This is a genomic window from Streptomyces vinaceus, from assembly GCF_008704935.1.
Taxonomy (GTDB): domain Bacteria; phylum Actinomycetota; class Actinomycetes; order Streptomycetales; family Streptomycetaceae; genus Streptomyces; species Streptomyces vinaceus.
On the sequence record NZ_CP023692.1, the window covers coordinates 5,457,710 to 5,474,748 of the forward strand.

The following is a 17,039-nucleotide window of genomic DNA, read 5'->3' on the forward strand; positions in this document are numbered from 1 at the left end:
GCGTCCGGCGCGACCCGCCGGACACCCCCCGCGGCCCGTCTCGATTTGGCGCCAGGTTGCCGGGCGGGTTGCGGTCCGTACCGCCCGGCAGGGTAGCGTCGGCCCTGCCATGAACCTTGCCTATATCCCCAGCCCCTCGACCGGCGTGGTCCATCTCGGACCGATCCCGCTGCGCGGCTACGCGTTCTGCATCATCATCGGCGTCTTCGTCGCCGTCTGGCTCGGCAACAAGCGGTGGATCGCGCGCGGCGGAAAGCCCGGCACGGTCGCGGACATCGCCGTGTGGGCCGTGCCGTTCGGCCTGGTCGGCGGTCGCCTCTACCACGTGATCACCGACTACCAGCTGTACTTCGGCGAGGGCCGCAACTGGGTCGACGCCTTCAAGATCTGGGAGGGCGGCCTCGGCATCTGGGGCGCGATCGCGCTGGGCGCGGTGGGCGCCTGGATCGGCTGTCGCCTGCGCGGCATCCCGCTGCCGGCCTGGGCCGACGCCCTGGCCCCCGGCATCGCGCTGGCCCAGGCCTGCGGCCGCTGGGGCAACTGGTTCAACCAGGAGCTGTACGGGCGGGCCACCGACCTGCCCTGGGCGGTCGAGATCAGCGACGGCCCCAACCGGCTCGCCGGGACCTACCACCCGACCTTCCTGTACGAGTCGCTGTGGTGCCTCGGCGTCGCCGCGCTCGTGATCTGGGCCGACCGCCGCTTCAAGCTCGGACACGGCCGGGCGTTCGCCCTGTACGTCGCCGCGTACTGCGTGGGCCGCGGCTGGATCGAGTACATGCGGGTCGACGAGGCCCACCACATCCTCGGTGTCCGGCTGAACGTGTGGACCTCGATCGTGGTCTTCATCCTGGCCGTGGTCTACCTCGTGCTGTCGGCGAAGCTGCGGCCGGGCCGCGAGGAGGTCGTGGAGCCGGACCGCGGGCCCGCGGCGTCCGACCCCGCGACCAAGGACGGGGCGCAGGACGGCGCCCAGCAGGACGGGGCGCAGGACGGCGCCGAGGACGTCGCCGCCGCGGCGAAGGACCCCGCGGACGGGGAATCCGGGCCGAAGACGGACGCCGGGGCCGGAGCCGGGAGCGACGCCAAGGCCGCGGACGCCTCCGCCGAGGCGACGGAGGACGCCGTGCCGGCGGACCCCGAGGCCCCGAAGACCGCCAAGAAGCTCTGACCGGGCCTTACGGGCCACACGGGAGGGGCGCCGCGCACACCGCGCGGCGCCCCTCCCGTCGTACGTGCGGGCGTCACGACAGGACGGGGGACTCCCGCCGGGCCAGGGCGACGACCCGTTCCGCGCCCGCCAGCACCGCCGGGTCCACGAAGCGGCCGTCCGGCAGGGCCACCGCTCCCGGGGTGCGACGGGCCGCCGCAACGATCTCCTCGGCGGCGGTGACCTCCGCCGGGCCGGGCAGGTAGGCCCGCTCGATCACCGGCAGCTGGCGCGGGTGGATCGCCGCCCGGCCGAGGAAACCCAGCGCCCGGCCGCGCGTACAGGAGGCGGCCAGCGCCTCCAGGTCCCGGATGTCGGGGAAGACCGACTGCGCGGGCGGGGCCAGCCCCGCCGCCCGGGCGGCGATCACCACCCGCGAGCGCGGCCAGTCCAGCCCCGCCTCCGCGCTGATGCCCAGATCGGCCCCGAGGTCGGCCTCGCCGAGGGAGAGCCCGCGCAGGGCGGGGTGCGCGCGGGCGATGTCGTACGCGCGCTCCACGCCCAGCGCCGACTCCAGCATGGCGTGGAGGGCCACCCCGCCGGTGCGGTCGGCCACCGCGGACACCTGCTCCGGGGCCGTGATCTTCGGCAGCCGCAGCCCCGTAAGGCCGTGCAGCCCGGTCAGTGCGGTGAGGTCGGCGCCGGCCCAGGGGGAGTCCAGGGCGTTGACCCGGACGAACACCGGGACCGGGGGCCGCTCGGCCAGCCGCTCCGCGGTGGCGGCGCGGGCGTACTCCTTGCGGGAGGCCGACACCGCGTCCTCCAGGTCGACGATGACGGCGTCGGCCCCCGAGCGCAGGGCCTTGTCGACCACCCCGGGGCGGTCGCCGGGTACGTAGAGCCAGGTCAGGATCACAGGGCCCCTTCCATCCGGAGTGCGCTGATCTCGGTCTCGGACAGCCCGAGTTCGGTGAGTACGGCGTCGGTGTCGGCGCCGTGCGGGCGGCCGGCCCAGCGGATCCCGCCGGGGGTCTCCGACAGCCGGAACAGGATGTTCTGCATCCGGATCGGGCCGAGCTCGGGGTCCTCGACCTCGGTGACGGTGTCCAGGGCCGCGAACTGCGGATCCGCCATCACGTCCCGTACGTCGTAGACCAGGGCCACGGCGGCCTCGGCCTCCTCGAAGGCGGCGACGACCTCCTCGGCCTTGTGGCGGCCGATCCAGCCCCCGACCGCCTCGTCGAGGACGGGCGCGTGGGCGGCCCGGCCGGAGCCGCTCGCGAACCAGGGCTCGGCGATCAGCTCGGGCCGCCCGACGAGCCGCATCACGCGCTCCGCGATGGACTGGGCCGAGGTGGAGACCGCCAGCCATCGGCCGTCGGCGCTGCGGTAGGTGTTGCGGGGGGCGTTGTTGGTGGAGCGGTTGCCGGTGCGCGGCTGCACGTAGCCGAGCTGGTCGTACCAGAGCGGATGCGGGCCCAGCACGGTCAGGATCGGCTCGATGATGGCCAGGTCCACCACCTGCCCGTGGCCGGTGCGCTCCCGCCCGGCGAGCGCGGTCATCACGGCGTAAGCGCAGGTCAGCGCGGCGATGGAGTCGGCGAGGCCGAAGGGCGGCAGGGTGGGCGGGCCGTCGGGCTCCCCGGTGATCGCGGCGAAGCCGCTCATCGCCTCCGCCAGGGTGCCGAAGCCGGGGCGGCGGGCGTACGGGCCCTGCTGGCCGAAGGCCGTGACACGGGCCAGGACCAGCCGCGGGTTGGCTGCGGACAGCTCGGGCCAGCCCAGGCCCCATTTCTCCAGGGTGCCCGGGCGGAAGTTCTCGACGACCACGTCGGCGCCGGCGGCCAGCCGCAGCAGGGTCTCGCGCCCGCCCGGGGTGGACAGGTCGAGGGTCATCGTCCGCTTGTTCCGGCCGAGCAGCTTCCACCACAGGCCGACGCCCTCCTTGGCGGGGCCGTGGCCGCGCGAGGGGTCGGGGCGCAGGGGGTGCTCCACCTTGACCACGTCGGCGCCGAAATCGCCGAGCAGGGTGGCGGCGAGCGGCCCGGCGAAGAGGGTCGCGAGGTCCAGCACCCGCACCCCGTCGAGGGGCCCGGCGGCGGGCGTCACGAGGTGGCCCCCGGGTGGGGGCCGGCCGCGGGGAGGGGGCCGGCCGCGGCGAACGCGTCCGTCTCGGCCCGCGTCGGCATCGAGTCCTGGGCGCCGGGGCGCTGGACGGAGAGGGCGGCCGCCGCCGAGGCCCAGCGCAGCGCCTGCGGCATCGGGCGGCCCTCCCCGAGGGCCACCGCGAGTGCCCCGACGAAGGTGTCCCCGGCGGCGGTGGTGTCCACGGCCCGGACCCGGGGCGCGGGCACGGTCAGCGGCTCCTGCCCGCGGGCCGCGTACAGGACTCCGGCCGCGCCGAGGGTGACCACCACCTCCGGTACCTCGCGCAGCAGCGCCTCGGCGGCCCCCAGGGGGTCGGTGAAGCCGGTCAGCGCCGCCGCCTCGTGCTCGTTGGGCACCAGGAGGTCCACCAGCCCCAGCAGTTCGTGCGGCAGCATGCGGGCGGGGGCCGGGGTGAGGACCGTGCGCACCCCCTGCGCGCGGGCGGCCGAGGCGCCCGCGAGGACGGCCTCCATGGGGAGTTCGAGCTGGAGCAGCAGGAGGTCGGCGGCGCCGATCCGCGCCGCGTCGCCCGCCTCCAGGCCGGTCACCCCGCCGTTGGCGCCGGGGATGACGATGATGCTGTTGCCGCCCTCGTCGTCGACGGTGATGTGCGCGGTGCCGCTGGCGCCCTCGACGGTGCGCAGGGCCGCCGTCTCGACCCCGGCGGCGGTGAGCGCGGAGCGCAGCCGTACGCCGAACTCGTCGGCGCCGACCGCGCCGATCATCACCACCTCCCCGCCGCTGCGGGCGGCGGCGACGGCCTGGTTGGCGCCCTTGCCGCCGGGGACGGTGCGGAACGCGCTGCCGGTGACGGTCTCCCCGAGGCGCGGGGCCTTGGGGACGTAGGCGACGAGGTCCATGTTGGTACTGCCGAGCACGGCGATGGCCGTCATGGGCGGGCTGCCTCCTGTGCGGTGAGCTGGGCGAGGGCGTCGAAGCCGATGCCGTCGAAGCCGGGGACGGTGGTGGCGAGGCGGTTCTTGAGCGGGGCGGACCAGCGGTGCGGAACGCCCTCCGGGTCGACGAGGGCGGCCAGCGAGCCGGCGGTGGCGCCGTTGGAGTCGGTGTCCCAGCCGCCGGAGACCGCGCGGCAGACGGAGCGGGTGAAGTCCCCGTCGGCGTGGGTGAGGGCGGCGGCGATCAGGGCGGTGTTGGGGATCGCGTGGACCCAGTGGTAGTGGCCGTACCGCTCGTGGAGGTCGTCGACGACGCGGTCGAAGTCGGCGTGCCGCCGGGCCGCGCCGACGGCGTGGCGCACGGCCTCGGCCAGGCGCGAGCGGGGCGGTACGACGGCCAGCCCGGCCCGCAGCGCGCTGTGGACGTCGGCCCGGCCGCCGGCGGCCTCGGCGATCGCGGCGGCGGTGAACAGGGCGGCGTAGAGGCCGTTGCCGGTGTGGGTGAGGGCGGCGTCGCGGTACGCCTGGGCCGCCGCGGCGGCCGGGTCCCCGGGGTGGGTCCAGCCGTGCACGTCGGCCCGGATGAGGGCGCCGATCCACTCGCGGAAGGGGTTGTGGTGGGTGGCGGTGGCCGGGGGCTCCAACCCCTGGAGGAGGTTGCGGTAGGCGAGGCGCTCGGCGGTGAAGGTGCGGCCGGCGGGCAGCTCGTCCAGCCAGAGCCGGCCGACGTCGGCGGTGGTGAATCCTTTGCCGTGGCGCTGGAGCAGCCGGAGCCCGAGGAGGGGGTAGTTGAGATCGTCGTCCTCGGGCATGCCGTCGATGTTCTCAGCGAGGGAGGTGGCGGCGGAACGCCGGTTCCAGGGGTGCGCGGCCAGCAGCTCCGCGGGGACGCCGCGCCCGGTGAACCAGTCGCCCGGCGGCCAGTTCCCGGCGGCCCGGCCCAGCGCGCGGATCGCGTGCAGCGGCAGCTTCTCGACGGGCTTGCCGAGCAGGCACCCGACGGCCCGCCCCGTCCAGGCCGCCTCCAGCCGGCGGCACAGGTCCGCGTCGACCCCGGCCCGGGGCTCCGGCCGCGGAGGGTGGTCCGCCGGGCGGGGGCGCGTGGCGGCCGGGGCGGAGGAGGGCGGGGGCGCGGGCCAGGTCGCGGTGATCGCGGGCCAGGAGGACGGCTCCGCCGCGGCCGAGGGGACCGGCAGGGCCGCGAGTTCGTCCAGGAGGCGGACGGCCAGGGCGCGCAGTTCCGGCGGGGCCGGGGCCGGGGAGGCGCCGGCCCGGGCGGGCGCCGGGTGGCCGCCCGCCGCCGCCCAGGCCCGCGCCACCGGCCCGGCGTCCCGGCCGTCCTGGGCCGCCTGCCGCAGCTCGTGGCCGACCAGGTCCTCCGGCTGCGCCCAGGTCAGCCGTACGGTCCCGGCCCGGCCGGCGCCCGGGGCCCGCGCGGGCGCCGGCCCCGCGGGGGCGGCCGGGGCGGCGGGCGGCGCGGGGGTCATCGGGGTCCGGCGATCGAGGTGAAGGCCGCCTCGTGGGCCCGGCGGCGGGCCCGGTCCCGCGCGAAGACCTCGCGGGCCACCGCCGCCAGGGCCGCCGCCGGGGCGTGCAGGTCCAGGCGACTGGCCTCGGCGACCTCCTTGGCCCAGGCGGGCGGGACCGCCCGGGCGCCCGCCAGGGCTCCGGAGATCGCCCCCGCCATCGTGGCGATGGAGTCACAGTCCCGGCCGTAGTTGACGGCGCCGAGCACCGAGCCCTCGTACGCCCCGTCGGAGACGACCAGCATGCCGAGCGCGACCGGCAGTTCCTCGATCGCGTGGAGGCGGGAGGGGCGGCGGGCGCCGAGCGAGGGGGAGCGGTAGTCCGGGCCGACCGAGTCGTACGGGGCGACCGCCGCGCGCAGCGGGGCCAGTGCCGATTCGAAGTCCCGGTGGCGGGCGGCCACTTCGCACACCGCGGCGATCGCCTCCCGGGTGCCGTCCTTGGCCAGCTCCAGGGCGGTCTCCACCACCGAGGACGCCGTGGCCCCCGGCCGGCAGGCCGCCGCGACCGCGGCCGCGAAGACGCCCGCCGCCTCCCGCCCGTACGAGGACTGGTGCGCCCCGGCGATGTCCAGGGCCTCCGCGTACGCGCCCTCCGGATTTCCCGCGTTGACGATGCCGACCGGGGCCATGTACATCGCCGCCCCGCAGTTGACGATGTTGCCGCTGCCCGCCTCGCGGGGATCGACGTGCCCGTAGTGCAGGCGGCTCACGATCCACTTCTCCGCGAGGAAGATCCGCTGCAAGGGCAGGGCCCGCGCCTCCAGTTCGGGGATCCAGCGCGGGTTCGTCATCAGGTCGGGGACCAGGTGCTCGGCGACCGCGTACGCGTCCAGGTGGTCCCGTACGGCCTCGTAGACCCGTACCAGCGCGTGCGTCATGAGGGTGTCGTCGGTGACGTGGCCGTCGCCCTTGTGGTACGGCGCGAGGGGGCGGGCCGTACGCCAGTCCTCGTGCCAGGGGCCGACGATGCCGTGCACGCGGCCGCCGTGCCGTTCCACGATCTGGTCCGGGGACCAGCCCTCGACCGGGCCGCCGAGCGCGTCGCCGACGGCGGCCCCGACGAGGCAGCCGGCCGCCCGGTCTTCGAGAGTGAGCGTCATGTCCGAATCATCCCTTGGGTGAGGTGAGTTCCGTACGAGCGAGCAGCGCGGCGAGTTCGACGAGGTCGGTGCCGGCGAGGCGGGGGAGGGAGCAGCCGGAGAGGGTGCGGCAGGCCTCGCGCCAGGCGGCGGGGATCGAGTCGCCGCCGCCGAGGGCGCCGGTGAGCGCGCCGGCGAGGGCGGGGGCGGAGTCCGCGACGCGGGACAGGCAGGCGGCGGCCGGTACGGCCTCGGCGGCGCGGCCGCGGGCCGCGGTGGCGAGGGCGAGGGCCACGGGGACGGTCTCGGCGGCCGCGATCCCGTAGCTGTAGACGTGGTCCACGATCTCGTGTTCGAGGGTGGGGACGATGGCGAAGGCGCCGCCCTCGGCGTGGAGGCGGGCGAGCTTGACGGCGTGGCGGGCGTTGCGGCCGATCTCGGTGGCCTCGGGGAGCTCGCCGAGGGCGGCGTCGACCGCGGTGTCGGTGTCCGCGCCGGCGAGGGCGGCCGCGATGGCGGCGGCCATCGCGCGGGCGCCGTGGACCCCGTCGCCGTCCTGGGTGTAGCGGGCGTCGAACTCGGCGAGGTCGGCGGCGGCGGCCGGGTCGCCGGGGTGGACGACGGCGAGGACGCAGGCGCGCACGCAGGCGGCGTCGTCGAAGTAGTGCGGGTTGTCGTGGCCGGTCGCGGGTGGGCGCAGGCCGGCGGCGAGGTTGCCGAGGCCGGCCCGTACGGAGATCCGGGCGCGCAGCGGCAGTACGGCGGACTCCACCTCGGGGGCCCGCTCGGCCGCCGCGGCGATCTCGCTGGCCAGGGCGTTCCACGCGAGGTCGATGGCGGCCCGCATGCGGCGGGACCGGCTGAGGTCGCTGAGCAGCGCGCCGGCCGCGGTGAGCACCGATTCCGCTGCGAAGGCGGCCCATTCCGCGTCGTCGGAGGGGCCGAGGCGCAGGGGTTCCGGGGGCTGGTTGAGGGCGATGGGGACGGGGAGGGTGGTGGTCTGGTTGTGCTCGGCGAAGGTGTCGAGCTCGCGGGTGAGGCGGCGGGTCCACTCGGGCATGCGGCTGGCGCGGTGGCGGGCGGCGGGCCACCCGGCGGCGTCGCCCGCGGCGAGCCCGAGCAGCAGCCCTTCGATCCGCCGCACGTCGGTGGGGGGACGCGCGGCCCCCGCGTCAGGGAGGGGATCGAGGGCCGTCGGGGCCTGCGCGGCGGCGGTGCGCACCGCCGGGCCCGGCGCGGCGTCGACCGCCGGCGGGTTCGGGGGGACGGCGGGGGGCGTCATCGGGCGGTCTCGGATTCCGGAGTGAGGAGGTCCGCGATGTCCAGGACGTGGTAGCCGCGCATCGAGGGCAGGCAGCTGCCGCGGACCGGCCCGATGGCCCCGGCCCACTCCTCGGGGATCGCGCCGACGCCCGACAGGGCTCCGGAGAGGGCGCCCGCCACGGCCGCCGTGGTGTCGGCGTCCCGGCCCATGTTCACCGCCGTCAGGACCGAGGGGACGAACGCGCCGCCGCAGGCGGCGAAGGCCCCGAACGCCAGGCCCACGGCCTCGGGGGCCAGGTCCGTCCAGGGGTATCCGCCGATGACCACCGCCGAGCGCACGGCCCGTTCGCCGCGCGGGGCCGCCGTCACCGCGCGGCGCAGGGAGCGGGCCGTCCAGGAGTCGGAGGGGATCACGGACAGGGCCGCGGAGATGACGGAGGCGGGGGAGCCGCCCGCCATCGCCGCCGCGACCCCGGCCGCGACCGCCTGGCCGCCGTAGATGCCCTCGCCGTCGTGGCTGACCGAGCCGTCGATGGCGACGAGCCGCGCCGCTTCCGCCGGGCGGCCCGCGGCGAAGACCCCGAAGGGGGCCGCCCGCATGGCCAGCCCGTCCGACCAGGCGTGCCGGTGCTGGGCGGAGATGGGGGCGGCCAGGCCCCGGCGGAGGTTCTCCAGCGTGCCGCGCTCGCTGAAGCCCGCCCCGCGGAAGGGGCCTTCGTCGAGGTCGGCGATCCAGTGGTGCCAGGCCCGCTCGACGTGGGAGACGGTCAGCGCCGACCCGTGGCGGGCCAGCAGCAGCCCGGAGAAGATCGCGTACTCGGTGTCGTCGGTGCCCGCCGGATCGTCCGACACGAACCCCTCGATGCGGCCCCATTTCGCCCGGATCTCCGAGGGCTTCATGTTCTCGGCGGGGGCGCCGAGCGCGTCACCCGTGGCGAGGCCGAGAAGAGCGCCCCTGGCCCGTTCGAGGAGGACCTGCGGATTGCATGCAATCAGCTTCATCGGCTCCATGGCGCGCCTCTCCCACTGTGGATGGGGCTCATCATGAGCCCTAGGGGGATTTGTGCCATGTCATGTGGTTTGTCGCTTGTCGCGAAACACCCCGCCCAGGCCCCCGTCACCCGGTCGCCGACCCGCGAAACCCCAGGTAAGTACGGCCTTCCTTGCTGGCGGGCGGCGGAAATCGTGCGTAGTTTCGAGGTGTTCCGGGGGAGTGGATGCCTGCGTGTCGCGCAGGGCGTGGTTCCGCGTGCCCGCTCGTACAAAAGGGGAGGAATCCATCATGTCTCTCATCGACATCGAAGCGCCGCTGCACACCGCGCACCGCGACAACCACACCCACCGCGACGTCAACGGCGGATGGCTGCGACCGGCGGTTTTCGGTGCCATGGACGGGCTGGTCTCCAACCTCGCGCTGATGACCGGCGTGGCCGGCGGCGCCGTCGCCCCGCAGACGATCGTGATCACCGGGCTGGCGGGCCTCGCGGCCGGAGCCTTCTCGATGGCGGCCGGCGAGTACACCTCCGTCGCCTCGCAGCGCGAGCTGGTCCTCGCCGAACTTGACATAGAACGGGCGCAGTTGCGAAAGCACCCCGTGGACGAGATGGAGGAGCTGGCCGAGCTCTACGTCTCGCGCGGGGTCGAGCCCGCGCTCGCCCGCGAGGTCGCCGTGCAGCTCTCCCGGGACCCCGAGCAGGCGCTGGAGATCCACGCCCGCGAGGAGCTCGGGATCGACCCCGACGACCTGCCCTCGCCGATGGTCGCCGCGGTGTCCTCCTTCGGCTCCTTCGCGCTGGGCGCGCTGCTGCCCGTACTGCCCTACCTGCTCGGAGCCACCTCGCTGTGGCCGGCGGTGCTGCTCGCCCTGGCCGGGCTCTTCGCCTGCGGCGCGGTCGTCTCCCGGGTCACCGCGCGCAGCTGGTGGTACAGCGGCCTGCGACAGCTGGTGCTGGGCGGCGCGGCCGCGGGTGTGACGTACGTCCTGGGAACCTGGATCGGCGGAGCCGTAGGCTGACCGCGCGCGCAGTGAGACACTATGCAGCCCCTGACATAAGTAGTCCGTTACTCGGCGGTTTCGATCCCATGTCCGCCGGGCATCACACCAGGGCGCCGCGCGCCGGGCAATGATGCCCGCACGCTGCGGAGTCTCCACTTTCCGATGCGTGCAGTGTCCGCATGGTGAAACGCCATATCCGCTTCTCGGGATTGCAGTCATCATGTAACCTGCACGAAATTTCGCAGAGGGCCAACGTCGTCCCTCGGCTATGACACATATGCCGCTACGACGACGGGAGAGCCGATGCGTTCCGCATCCACGCACTCCGCGACCGGCCTCAGCACCACCGCCTGGTCGCCCATGGACGGTCGCCCCGCCCCCCAGGGCATGTACGACCCGCGCAACGAGCGCGACGCCTGCGGCGTCGGCTTCGTGGCCAACCTCAGCGGCGAGGCCAGCCACACGCTGGTCGAGCAGGCGCTGACCGTATTGCGGAACCTTGAGCACCGAGGCGCCACCGGATCCGAGCCCGACTCGGGCGACGGCGCCGGAATCCTCTCCCAGGTCCCCGACGCGTTCCTGCGCGAGGTGGCCGGATTCGACCTCCCCGAGGCCGGCGCCTACGCCGTCGGCATCGCCTTCCTCCCCGCCGACGGCACCGCACAGGCCGTCGCCGTGGAGCGGATCGAGGCCATCGCCGCCGAGGAGAACCTGACGGTCCTCGGCTGGCGCGAGGTCCCGGTCACCCCCGACCTGCTCGGCAACGGCGCCCGCGCCACCATGCCGGCCTTCTCCCAGCTGTTCGTCGCCGACAGCGAGAGCACGGACATCGCGCTCGACCGCAAGGCCTTCGTGCTGCGCAAGCGCGCCGAGCGCGAGGCCGGCGTGTACTTCCCGTCGCTCTCCGCCCGCACCATCGTCTACAAGGGCATGCTGACCACCGGCCAGCTGGAGCCCTTCTTCCCGGACCTCTCCGACCGCCGCTTCGCCTCGACGCTCGCCCTGGTCCACTCGCGGTTCTCGACCAACACCTTCCCGTCCTGGCCGCTGGCCCACCCGTACCGCTTCGTCGCGCACAACGGCGAGATCAACACGGTCAAGGGCAACCGGAACTGGATGAAGGCCCGCGAGTCCCAGCTGGCCTCCGACGTCTTCGGCGACGGCGCGCTGGAGCGGATCTTCCCGATCTGCACCCCGGACGCCTCCGACTCGGCCTCCTTCGACGAGGTCCTGGAGCTCCTGCACCTCGGCGGCCGCTCGCTGCCCCACGCCGTGCTGATGATGATCCCGGAGGCGTGGGAGAACCACACCTCCATGGACCCGGCCCGCCGCGCCTTCTACCAGTACCACTCCACGCTGATGGAGCCCTGGGACGGCCCGGCCTGCGTCACCTTCACCGACGGCACCCAGGTCGGCGCGGTCCTGGACCGCAACGGTCTGCGCCCCGGCCGCTACTGGGTCACCGACGACGGCCTCGTCGTGCTCTCCTCCGAGGTCGGCGTCCTCGACATCGACCCGGCCAAGGTCGTCCGCAAGGGCCGCCTGCAGCCCGGCAAGATGTTCCTCGTCGACACCGCCCAGAAGCGGATCATCGAGGACGACGAGATCAAGGCCGGTCTGGCCGCCGCCGCGCCGTACGCGGACTGGCTGGAGTCCGGCGAGATCGAGCTGACGGACCTGCCCGAGCGCGAGCACATCGTCCACACCCACGCCTCGGTCACCCGCCGCCAGCAGACCTTCGGCTACACCGAGGAAGAGCTGCGCGTCATCCTCGCGCCGATGGCCCGCACCGGCGGCGAGCCGCTCGGCTCCATGGGCACGGACTCGCCGATCGCGGCCCTGTCCGAGCGCCCCCGGCTGCTCTTCGACTACTTCACGCAGCTCTTCGCGCAGGTCACCAACCCGCCGCTGGACGCCATCCGCGAGGAGCTCGTCACCTCGCTGCTGTCCTCGCTGGGCCCCCAGGGCAACCTGCTGGAGCCGACCGCCGCGTCCTGCCGCAGCGTCACCCTGCCCTTCCCGGTGATCGACAACGACGAGCTGGCCAAGCTCATCCACGTCAACGCCGACGGCGACATGCCGGGCATGAAGGCCGCCACCCTCTCGGGCCTCTACCGGGTCTCCGGCGGCGGCGAGGCACTGGCCGCCCGCCTGGAGGAGATCCGCGGCGAGGTCGACGCGGCCATCGCGGGCGGCGCCCACCTCATCGTCCTCTCGGACCGCCACTCGGACGCCGAGCACGCGCCGATCCCCTCGCTGCTGCTCACCTCCGCCGTGCACCACCACCTCATCGCCACCAAGCAGCGCACCCAGGTGGGCCTGCTGGTCGAGGCCGGCGACGTCCGCGAGGTCCACCACGTCGCGCTGCTCATCGGCTACGGCGCCGCCGCCGTCAACCCGTACCTCGCCATGGAGTCCGTCGAGGACCTGCTGCGCGCCGGTACCTTCCTGTCCGGCCTGGAGCCGGAGCAGGCCATCAAGAACCTGATCTACGCCCTCGGCAAGGGCGTCCTGAAGGTCATGTCCAAGATGGGCATCTCCACCGTCGCCTCCTACCGCGGCGCCCAGGTCTTCGAGGCCGTCGGCCTGAACGAGGAGTTCGTCGGGGCCTACTTCCAGGGCACCGCCACCAAGATCGGCGGCGCCGGCCTGGACGTCATCGCCAAGGAGGTCGCCGCCCGCCACGCCAAGGCGTACCCGGCCTCCGGCATCGCGGCCACGCACCGCGCGCTGGAGATCGGCGGCGAGTACCAGTGGCGCCGCGAGGGCGAGCCGCACCTGTTCGACCCGGAGACGGTCTTCCGCCTCCAGCACGCCACCCGCAACCGCCGGTACGACATCTTCAAGAAGTACACGGACCGGGTGAACGAGCAGTCCGAGCGCCTGATGACGCTCCGCGGGCTCTTCGGCTTCAAGGGCGCCGAGGACGGGGGCCGCCCCCCGATCTCCATCGACGAGGTCGAGTCGGTCGCCGACATCGTCAAGCGCTTCTCCACCGGCGCCATGTCGTACGGCTCCATCTCGCGCGAGGCGCACGAGACCCTCGCCATCGCCATGAACCAGCTGGGCGGCAAGTCCAACACCGGTGAGGGCGGCGAGGACCCGGACCGCCTGTACGACCCGGCGCGGCGCTCGTCGATCAAGCAGGTCGCCTCCGGCCGCTTCGGCGTCACGAGCGAGTACCTGGTCAACGCCGACGACATCCAGATCAAGATGGCGCAGGGCGCCAAGCCCGGCGAGGGCGGCCAGCTGCCCGGCCACAAGGTTTACCCGTGGGTCGCCAAGACCCGGCACTCCACCCCGGGCGTCGGCCTGATCTCCCCGCCGCCGCACCACGACATCTACTCCATCGAGGACCTGGCTCAGCTGATCCACGACCTCAAGAACGCCAACCCGGCCGCGCGCATCCACGTGAAGCTCGTGTCCGAGGTCGGCGTCGGCACCGTCGCCGCGGGCGTCTCCAAGGCCCACGCGGACGTCGTGCTCATCTCCGGCCACGACGGCGGTACGGGCGCCTCCCCGCTCACCTCGCTCAAGCACGCGGGCGGCCCCTGGGAGCTCGGCCTCGCCGAGACCCAGCAGACCCTGCTGCTCAACGGGCTGCGCGACCGCATCGTCGTCCAGACCGACGGCCAGCTCAAGACCGGCCGCGACGTGGTCATCGCCGCGCTGCTCGGCGCCGAGGAGTTCGGTTTCGCGACCGCGCCGCTCGTCGTCTCCGGCTGCGTCATGATGCGCGTCTGCCACCTGGACACCTGCCCGGTCGGCATCGCCACGCAGAACCCGGTCCTGCGCGACCGCTTCTCCGGCAAGCCCGAGTTCGTCGTGAACTTCTTCGAGTTCATCGCCGAGGAGGTCCGCGAGATCCTGGCCGAGCTGGGCTTCCGTACGATCGAGGAGGCCGTCGGCCACGCCGAGCTCCTCGACACCAGCAAGGCCGTCACGCACTGGAAGGCGCAGGGCCTCGACCTGGCGCCCCTCTTCCACGTGCCGGCGCTGCCCGAGGGCGCGGTCCGCCACGCCCTGATCGAGCAGGACCACGGTCTGGAGAAGGCCCTCGACAACGAGCTGATCAAGCTCGCCGCCGACGCGCTGAACGCCGAGACCGCCGAGGCCGCCCAGCCGGTCCGCGCACAGGTCGCCATACGGAACATCAACCGGACCGTCGGCACCATGCTCGGCCACGAGGTCACCAAGAAGTTCGGCGGTGCGGGCCTGCCCGACAACACCATCGACCTGACCTTCACCGGCTCGGCCGGCCAGTCCTTCGGCGCCTTCCTGCCGCGCGGTGTGACGCTGCGCCTGGAGGGCGACGCCAACGACTACGTCGGCAAGGGCCTGTCGGGCGGCCGGGTCGTGGTCCGCCCGGACCGCGGCGCCGACCACCTCGCCGAGTACTCCACCATCGCCGGCAACACCATCGGCTACGGAGCCACCGGCGGCGAGATGTTCCTGCGCGGCCGCACCGGCGAGCGCTTCTGCGTCCGCAACTCCGGCGCCCTGGTCGTCTCGGAGGGCGTGGGCGACCACGGCTGCGAGTACATGACCGGCGGCAGGGCGGTCGTCCTCGGCGAGACGGGCCGCAACTTCGCGGCCGGCATGTCGGGCGGCGTCGCGTACGTCATCGACCTGGACATCGACAACGTCAACGTCGGCAACGCGGGCGCGGTGGAAGCCCTCCCCGACGCGGACAAGCAGTGGCTGCACGATGTGGTGCGCCGCCACGAGGAGGAGACCGGCTCGACCGTGGCCGCGAAGCTCCTGGCTGACTGGGACGCCGCGGCGGCCCGGTTCAGCAAGATCATCCCGACCACGTACAAGGCAGTGCTCGCCGCCAAGGACGCCGCTGAGCTGGCCGGACTCTCCGAGTCCGAGACCACGGAGAAGATGATGGAGGCGGCGACCCATGGCTGACCCGAAGGGCTTCCTCACCACCGAGCGCGAGACCGCCTGTTCCCGTCCGGTCGCCGACCGGCTGAAGGACTGGAACGAGGTCTACGTCCCGGGCTCGCTGCTGCCGATCATCAGCAAGCAGGCCGGCCGCTGCATGGACTGCGGCATCCCGTTCTGCCACAACGGGTGCCCGCTCGGGAACCTGATCCCGGAGTGGAACGACTTCGCGTACCGCGAGGACTGGTCGGCGGCTTCGGAGCGGCTGCACGCCACGAACAACTTCCCGGAGTTCACCGGGCGGCTGTGCCCGGCTCCCTGTGAGTCGGCGTGCGTGCTCGGCATCAACCAGCCGGCCGTCACGATCAAGAACGTCGAAGTCTCGATCATCGACAAGGCGTGGGACAACGGCAACGTCACCCCGCAGCCGCCGGAGCGGCTGTCCGGCAAGACGGCGGCCGTCATCGGCTCGGGCCCGGCGGGCCTCGCCGCGGCCCAGCAGCTGACCCGGGCCGGGCACACCGTGGTGGTGTACGAGCGCGCGGACCGCATCGGCGGCCTGCTGCGCTACGGCATCCCCGAGTTCAAGATGGAGAAGGTGCACATCAACCGGCGCATCGAGCAGATGCGCGCGGAGGGCACCAAGTTCCGCACCGGCATCGAGATCGGCCGCGACCTGTCCGCGACCGACCTGCGCAAGCGGTTCGACGCGGTCGTCGTCGCGGCCGGCGCCACCGTCTCCCGCGACCTGCCGGTCCCGGGGCGCGAGCTGGGGGGCATCCACTTCGCGATGGAGTACCTCCCCCTCGCGAACAAGGTCCAGGAGGGCGACTTCGTGGCGCCCCCCATCACGGCCGAGGGCAAGCACGTCGTGGTCATCGGCGGCGGCGACACGGGCGCGGACTGCGTGGGCACGGCCCACCGCCAGGGCGCGCTGTCGGTGACGCAGCTGGAGATCATGCCGCGTCCGTCGGAGGACCGGCCTGCGGGACAGCCGTGGCCGACCTTCCCGATGCTCTACAAGGTCACCTCGGCGCACGAGGAGGGCGGCGAGCGGATCTACTCCGTCTCCACCACCCACTTCGAGGGCGACGAGGACGGCAACGTCCAGGCGCTGCACCTGGTCGAGGTCGCCTTCGAGGACGGCAAGCTGGTCCAGAAGCCCGGCACCGAGCGGGTCCTCCCGGCCCAGCTGGTCACCCTGGCGATGGGCTTCACCGGCACCGACCAGGCCAACGGGCTGGTCCAGCAGTTCGGCCTGGAGCTGGACGAGCGCGGCAACGTGGCGCGGGACGCGTCGTACGCGACCAACGTGGACGGCGTCTTCGTGGCCGGCGACGCGGGCCGCGGCCAGTCGCTGATCGTCTGGGCGATCGCGGAGGGCCGCTCGGCGGCCCGAGGCGTGGACCGCTACCTGACGGGCGCCAGCGCCCTCCCGTACCCCATCAAGCCGACGGACCGCTCGCTGATGGTCTAGCCCGTCACCCCTCCCCGCAGGGGAGGACCCCTCATACGGTCCGTACAACGGTGTGCGGAACTCCGACACAGCGCCCGCCATGGCGTCCTTCTGGACGCCGTGCTCGCGCCGCTCGGCCGCTGGCGGCCTCCCGGGCTTCGCCCGGCTGCGCCGGCCTCCGACCGGCGGCGCGGGGGGCTGTGCCACCGGCAGTGCCCCTCCCTGCGGGGAGGACCCCTCATACGGTCCGTACAACGGTGTGCGGAACTCCGACACAGCGCCCGCCATGGCTCCTTCTGGACGCCGTGCTCGCGCCGCTCGGCCGCTGGCGGCCTCCCGGGCTTCGCCCGGCTGCGCCGGCCTCCGACCGGCGGCGCGGGGGGCTGTGCCACCGGCAGTGCCCCTCCCTGCGGGGAGGACCCCTCATACGGTCCGTACAACGGTGTGCGGAACTCCGACACAGCGCCCGCCATGGCTCCTTCTGGACGCCGTGCTCGCGCCGCTCGGCCGCTGGCGGCCTCCCGGGCTTCGCCCGGCTGCGCCGGCCTCCGACCGGCGGCGCAGGGGGCTGTGCCACCGGCAGTGCCCCTCCCTGCGGGGAGGACCCCTCATACGGTCCGTACAACGGTGTG

At 74.1% G+C, this 17,039-nt stretch carries 11 protein-coding genes; 4 read left to right on the plus strand and 7 right to left on the minus strand.

The features are described 5' to 3' along the window. Positions 1–109 precede the first annotated feature (109 nt). Positions 110–1,171, plus strand: coding sequence for a prolipoprotein diacylglyceryl transferase (lgt, locus tag CP980_RS24620; protein WP_132760729.1), 1,062 nt, complete (start codon positions 110–112; stop codon positions 1,169–1,171). Between the two features lie 73 nt (positions 1,172–1,244). Here lgt and CP980_RS24625 read toward each other — a convergent pair whose 3' ends face one another. Genes CP980_RS24625 through CP980_RS24655 form a run of 7 tightly spaced genes read right to left on the minus strand, consistent with a single transcriptional unit; the run spans position 1,245 to position 9,067 of the window. Continuing rightward, positions 1,245–2,066: an HpcH/HpaI aldolase/citrate lyase family protein gene (locus CP980_RS24625; RefSeq protein ID WP_150529100.1), complete on the minus strand. Its 822-nt coding sequence runs from the start codon at positions 2,064–2,066 to the stop codon at positions 1,245–1,247. Further along, complete coding sequence (locus CP980_RS24630; protein ID WP_132760727.1) at positions 2,063–3,259, minus strand: CaiB/BaiF CoA transferase family protein; 1,197 nt, start codon at positions 3,257–3,259, stop codon at positions 2,063–2,065. Before CP980_RS24630 ends, CP980_RS24625 begins: the two co-directional genes overlap by 4 nt. Beyond that, entirely contained in the window at positions 3,256–4,191 is a 936-nt protein-coding gene (gene rbsK, locus CP980_RS24635; RefSeq protein WP_132760726.1) for a ribokinase, read from the minus strand. The genes CP980_RS24630 and rbsK overlap by 4 nt, the downstream gene beginning before the upstream one ends. Continuing rightward, the gene (locus tag CP980_RS24640; RefSeq protein WP_150529101.1) at positions 4,188–5,681 is read right to left on the minus strand and encodes an ADP-ribosylglycohydrolase family protein; all 1,494 of its coding nucleotides are present in this window, start codon (positions 5,679–5,681) and stop codon (positions 4,188–4,190) included. Before CP980_RS24640 ends, rbsK begins: the two co-directional genes overlap by 4 nt. Further along, positions 5,678–6,823 (minus strand): ADP-ribosylglycohydrolase family protein, encoded by a 1,146-nt coding sequence (locus CP980_RS24645; RefSeq protein WP_132760724.1) that lies wholly within the window; start codon positions 6,821–6,823, stop codon positions 5,678–5,680. Before CP980_RS24645 ends, CP980_RS24640 begins: the two co-directional genes overlap by 4 nt. Positions 6,824–6,830: 7 nt before the next feature. Beyond that, positions 6,831–8,084, minus strand: coding sequence for an ADP-ribosylglycohydrolase family protein (locus tag CP980_RS24650; protein WP_150529102.1), 1,254 nt, complete (start codon positions 8,082–8,084; stop codon positions 6,831–6,833). Continuing rightward, positions 8,081–9,067, minus strand: a complete 987-nt coding sequence (locus tag CP980_RS24655; protein WP_099895760.1) for an ADP-ribosylglycohydrolase family protein — start codon at positions 9,065–9,067, stop codon at positions 8,081–8,083. The genes CP980_RS24650 and CP980_RS24655 overlap by 4 nt, the downstream gene beginning before the upstream one ends. A gap of 280 nt (positions 9,068–9,347) precedes the next feature. Here CP980_RS24655 and CP980_RS24660 point away from each other — a divergent pair, with 280 nt between their 5' ends. The 3 genes from CP980_RS24660 to CP980_RS24670 all read left to right on the plus strand — a co-directional run bounded on the left by CP980_RS24660 (position 9,348) and on the right by CP980_RS24670 (position 16,428). Continuing rightward, positions 9,348–10,079, plus strand: coding sequence for a VIT1/CCC1 transporter family protein (locus CP980_RS24660; RefSeq protein WP_099893236.1), 732 nt, complete (start codon positions 9,348–9,350; stop codon positions 10,077–10,079). 342 nt (positions 10,080–10,421) lie between these two features. Further along, positions 10,422–14,975 (plus strand): glutamate synthase large subunit, encoded by a 4,554-nt coding sequence (gltB, locus tag CP980_RS24665; protein ID WP_189999113.1) that lies wholly within the window; start codon positions 10,422–10,424, stop codon positions 14,973–14,975. After that, a complete protein-coding gene (locus tag CP980_RS24670; protein WP_132760720.1) occupies positions 14,968–16,428 on the plus strand; it encodes a glutamate synthase subunit beta in 1,461 nt (486 codons plus the stop codon). The genes gltB and CP980_RS24670 overlap by 8 nt, the downstream gene beginning before the upstream one ends. The last annotated feature ends 611 nt before the right edge of the window (positions 16,429–17,039 follow it).

Coding starts and splice junctions, on each gene's coding strand:
- lgt (WP_132760729.1), top strand. CDS start 110: ATGAACCTTGCCTATATCCCCAGCCCCTCGACCGGCGTGGTCCATCTC.
- rbsK (WP_132760726.1), bottom strand. CDS start 4,191: ATGACGGCCATCGCCGTGCTCGGCAGTACCAACATGGACCTCGTCGCC.
- CP980_RS24640 (WP_150529101.1), bottom strand. CDS start 5,681: ATGACCCCCGCGCCGCCCGCCGCCCCGGCCGCCCCCGCGGGGCCGGCG.
- CP980_RS24645 (WP_132760724.1), bottom strand. CDS start 6,823: ATGACGCTCACTCTCGAAGACCGGGCGGCCGGCTGCCTCGTCGGGGCC.
- CP980_RS24650 (WP_150529102.1), bottom strand. CDS start 8,084: ATGACGCCCCCCGCCGTCCCCCCGAACCCGCCGGCGGTCGACGCCGCG.
- CP980_RS24655 (WP_099895760.1), bottom strand. CDS start 9,067: ATGAAGCTGATTGCATGCAATCCGCAGGTCCTCCTCGAACGGGCCAGG.
- CP980_RS24660 (WP_099893236.1), top strand. CDS start 9,348: ATGTCTCTCATCGACATCGAAGCGCCGCTGCACACCGCGCACCGCGAC.
- gltB (WP_189999113.1), top strand. CDS start 10,422: ATGGACGGTCGCCCCGCCCCCCAGGGCATGTACGACCCGCGCAACGAG.
- CP980_RS24670 (WP_132760720.1), top strand. CDS start 14,968: ATGGCTGACCCGAAGGGCTTCCTCACCACCGAGCGCGAGACCGCCTGT.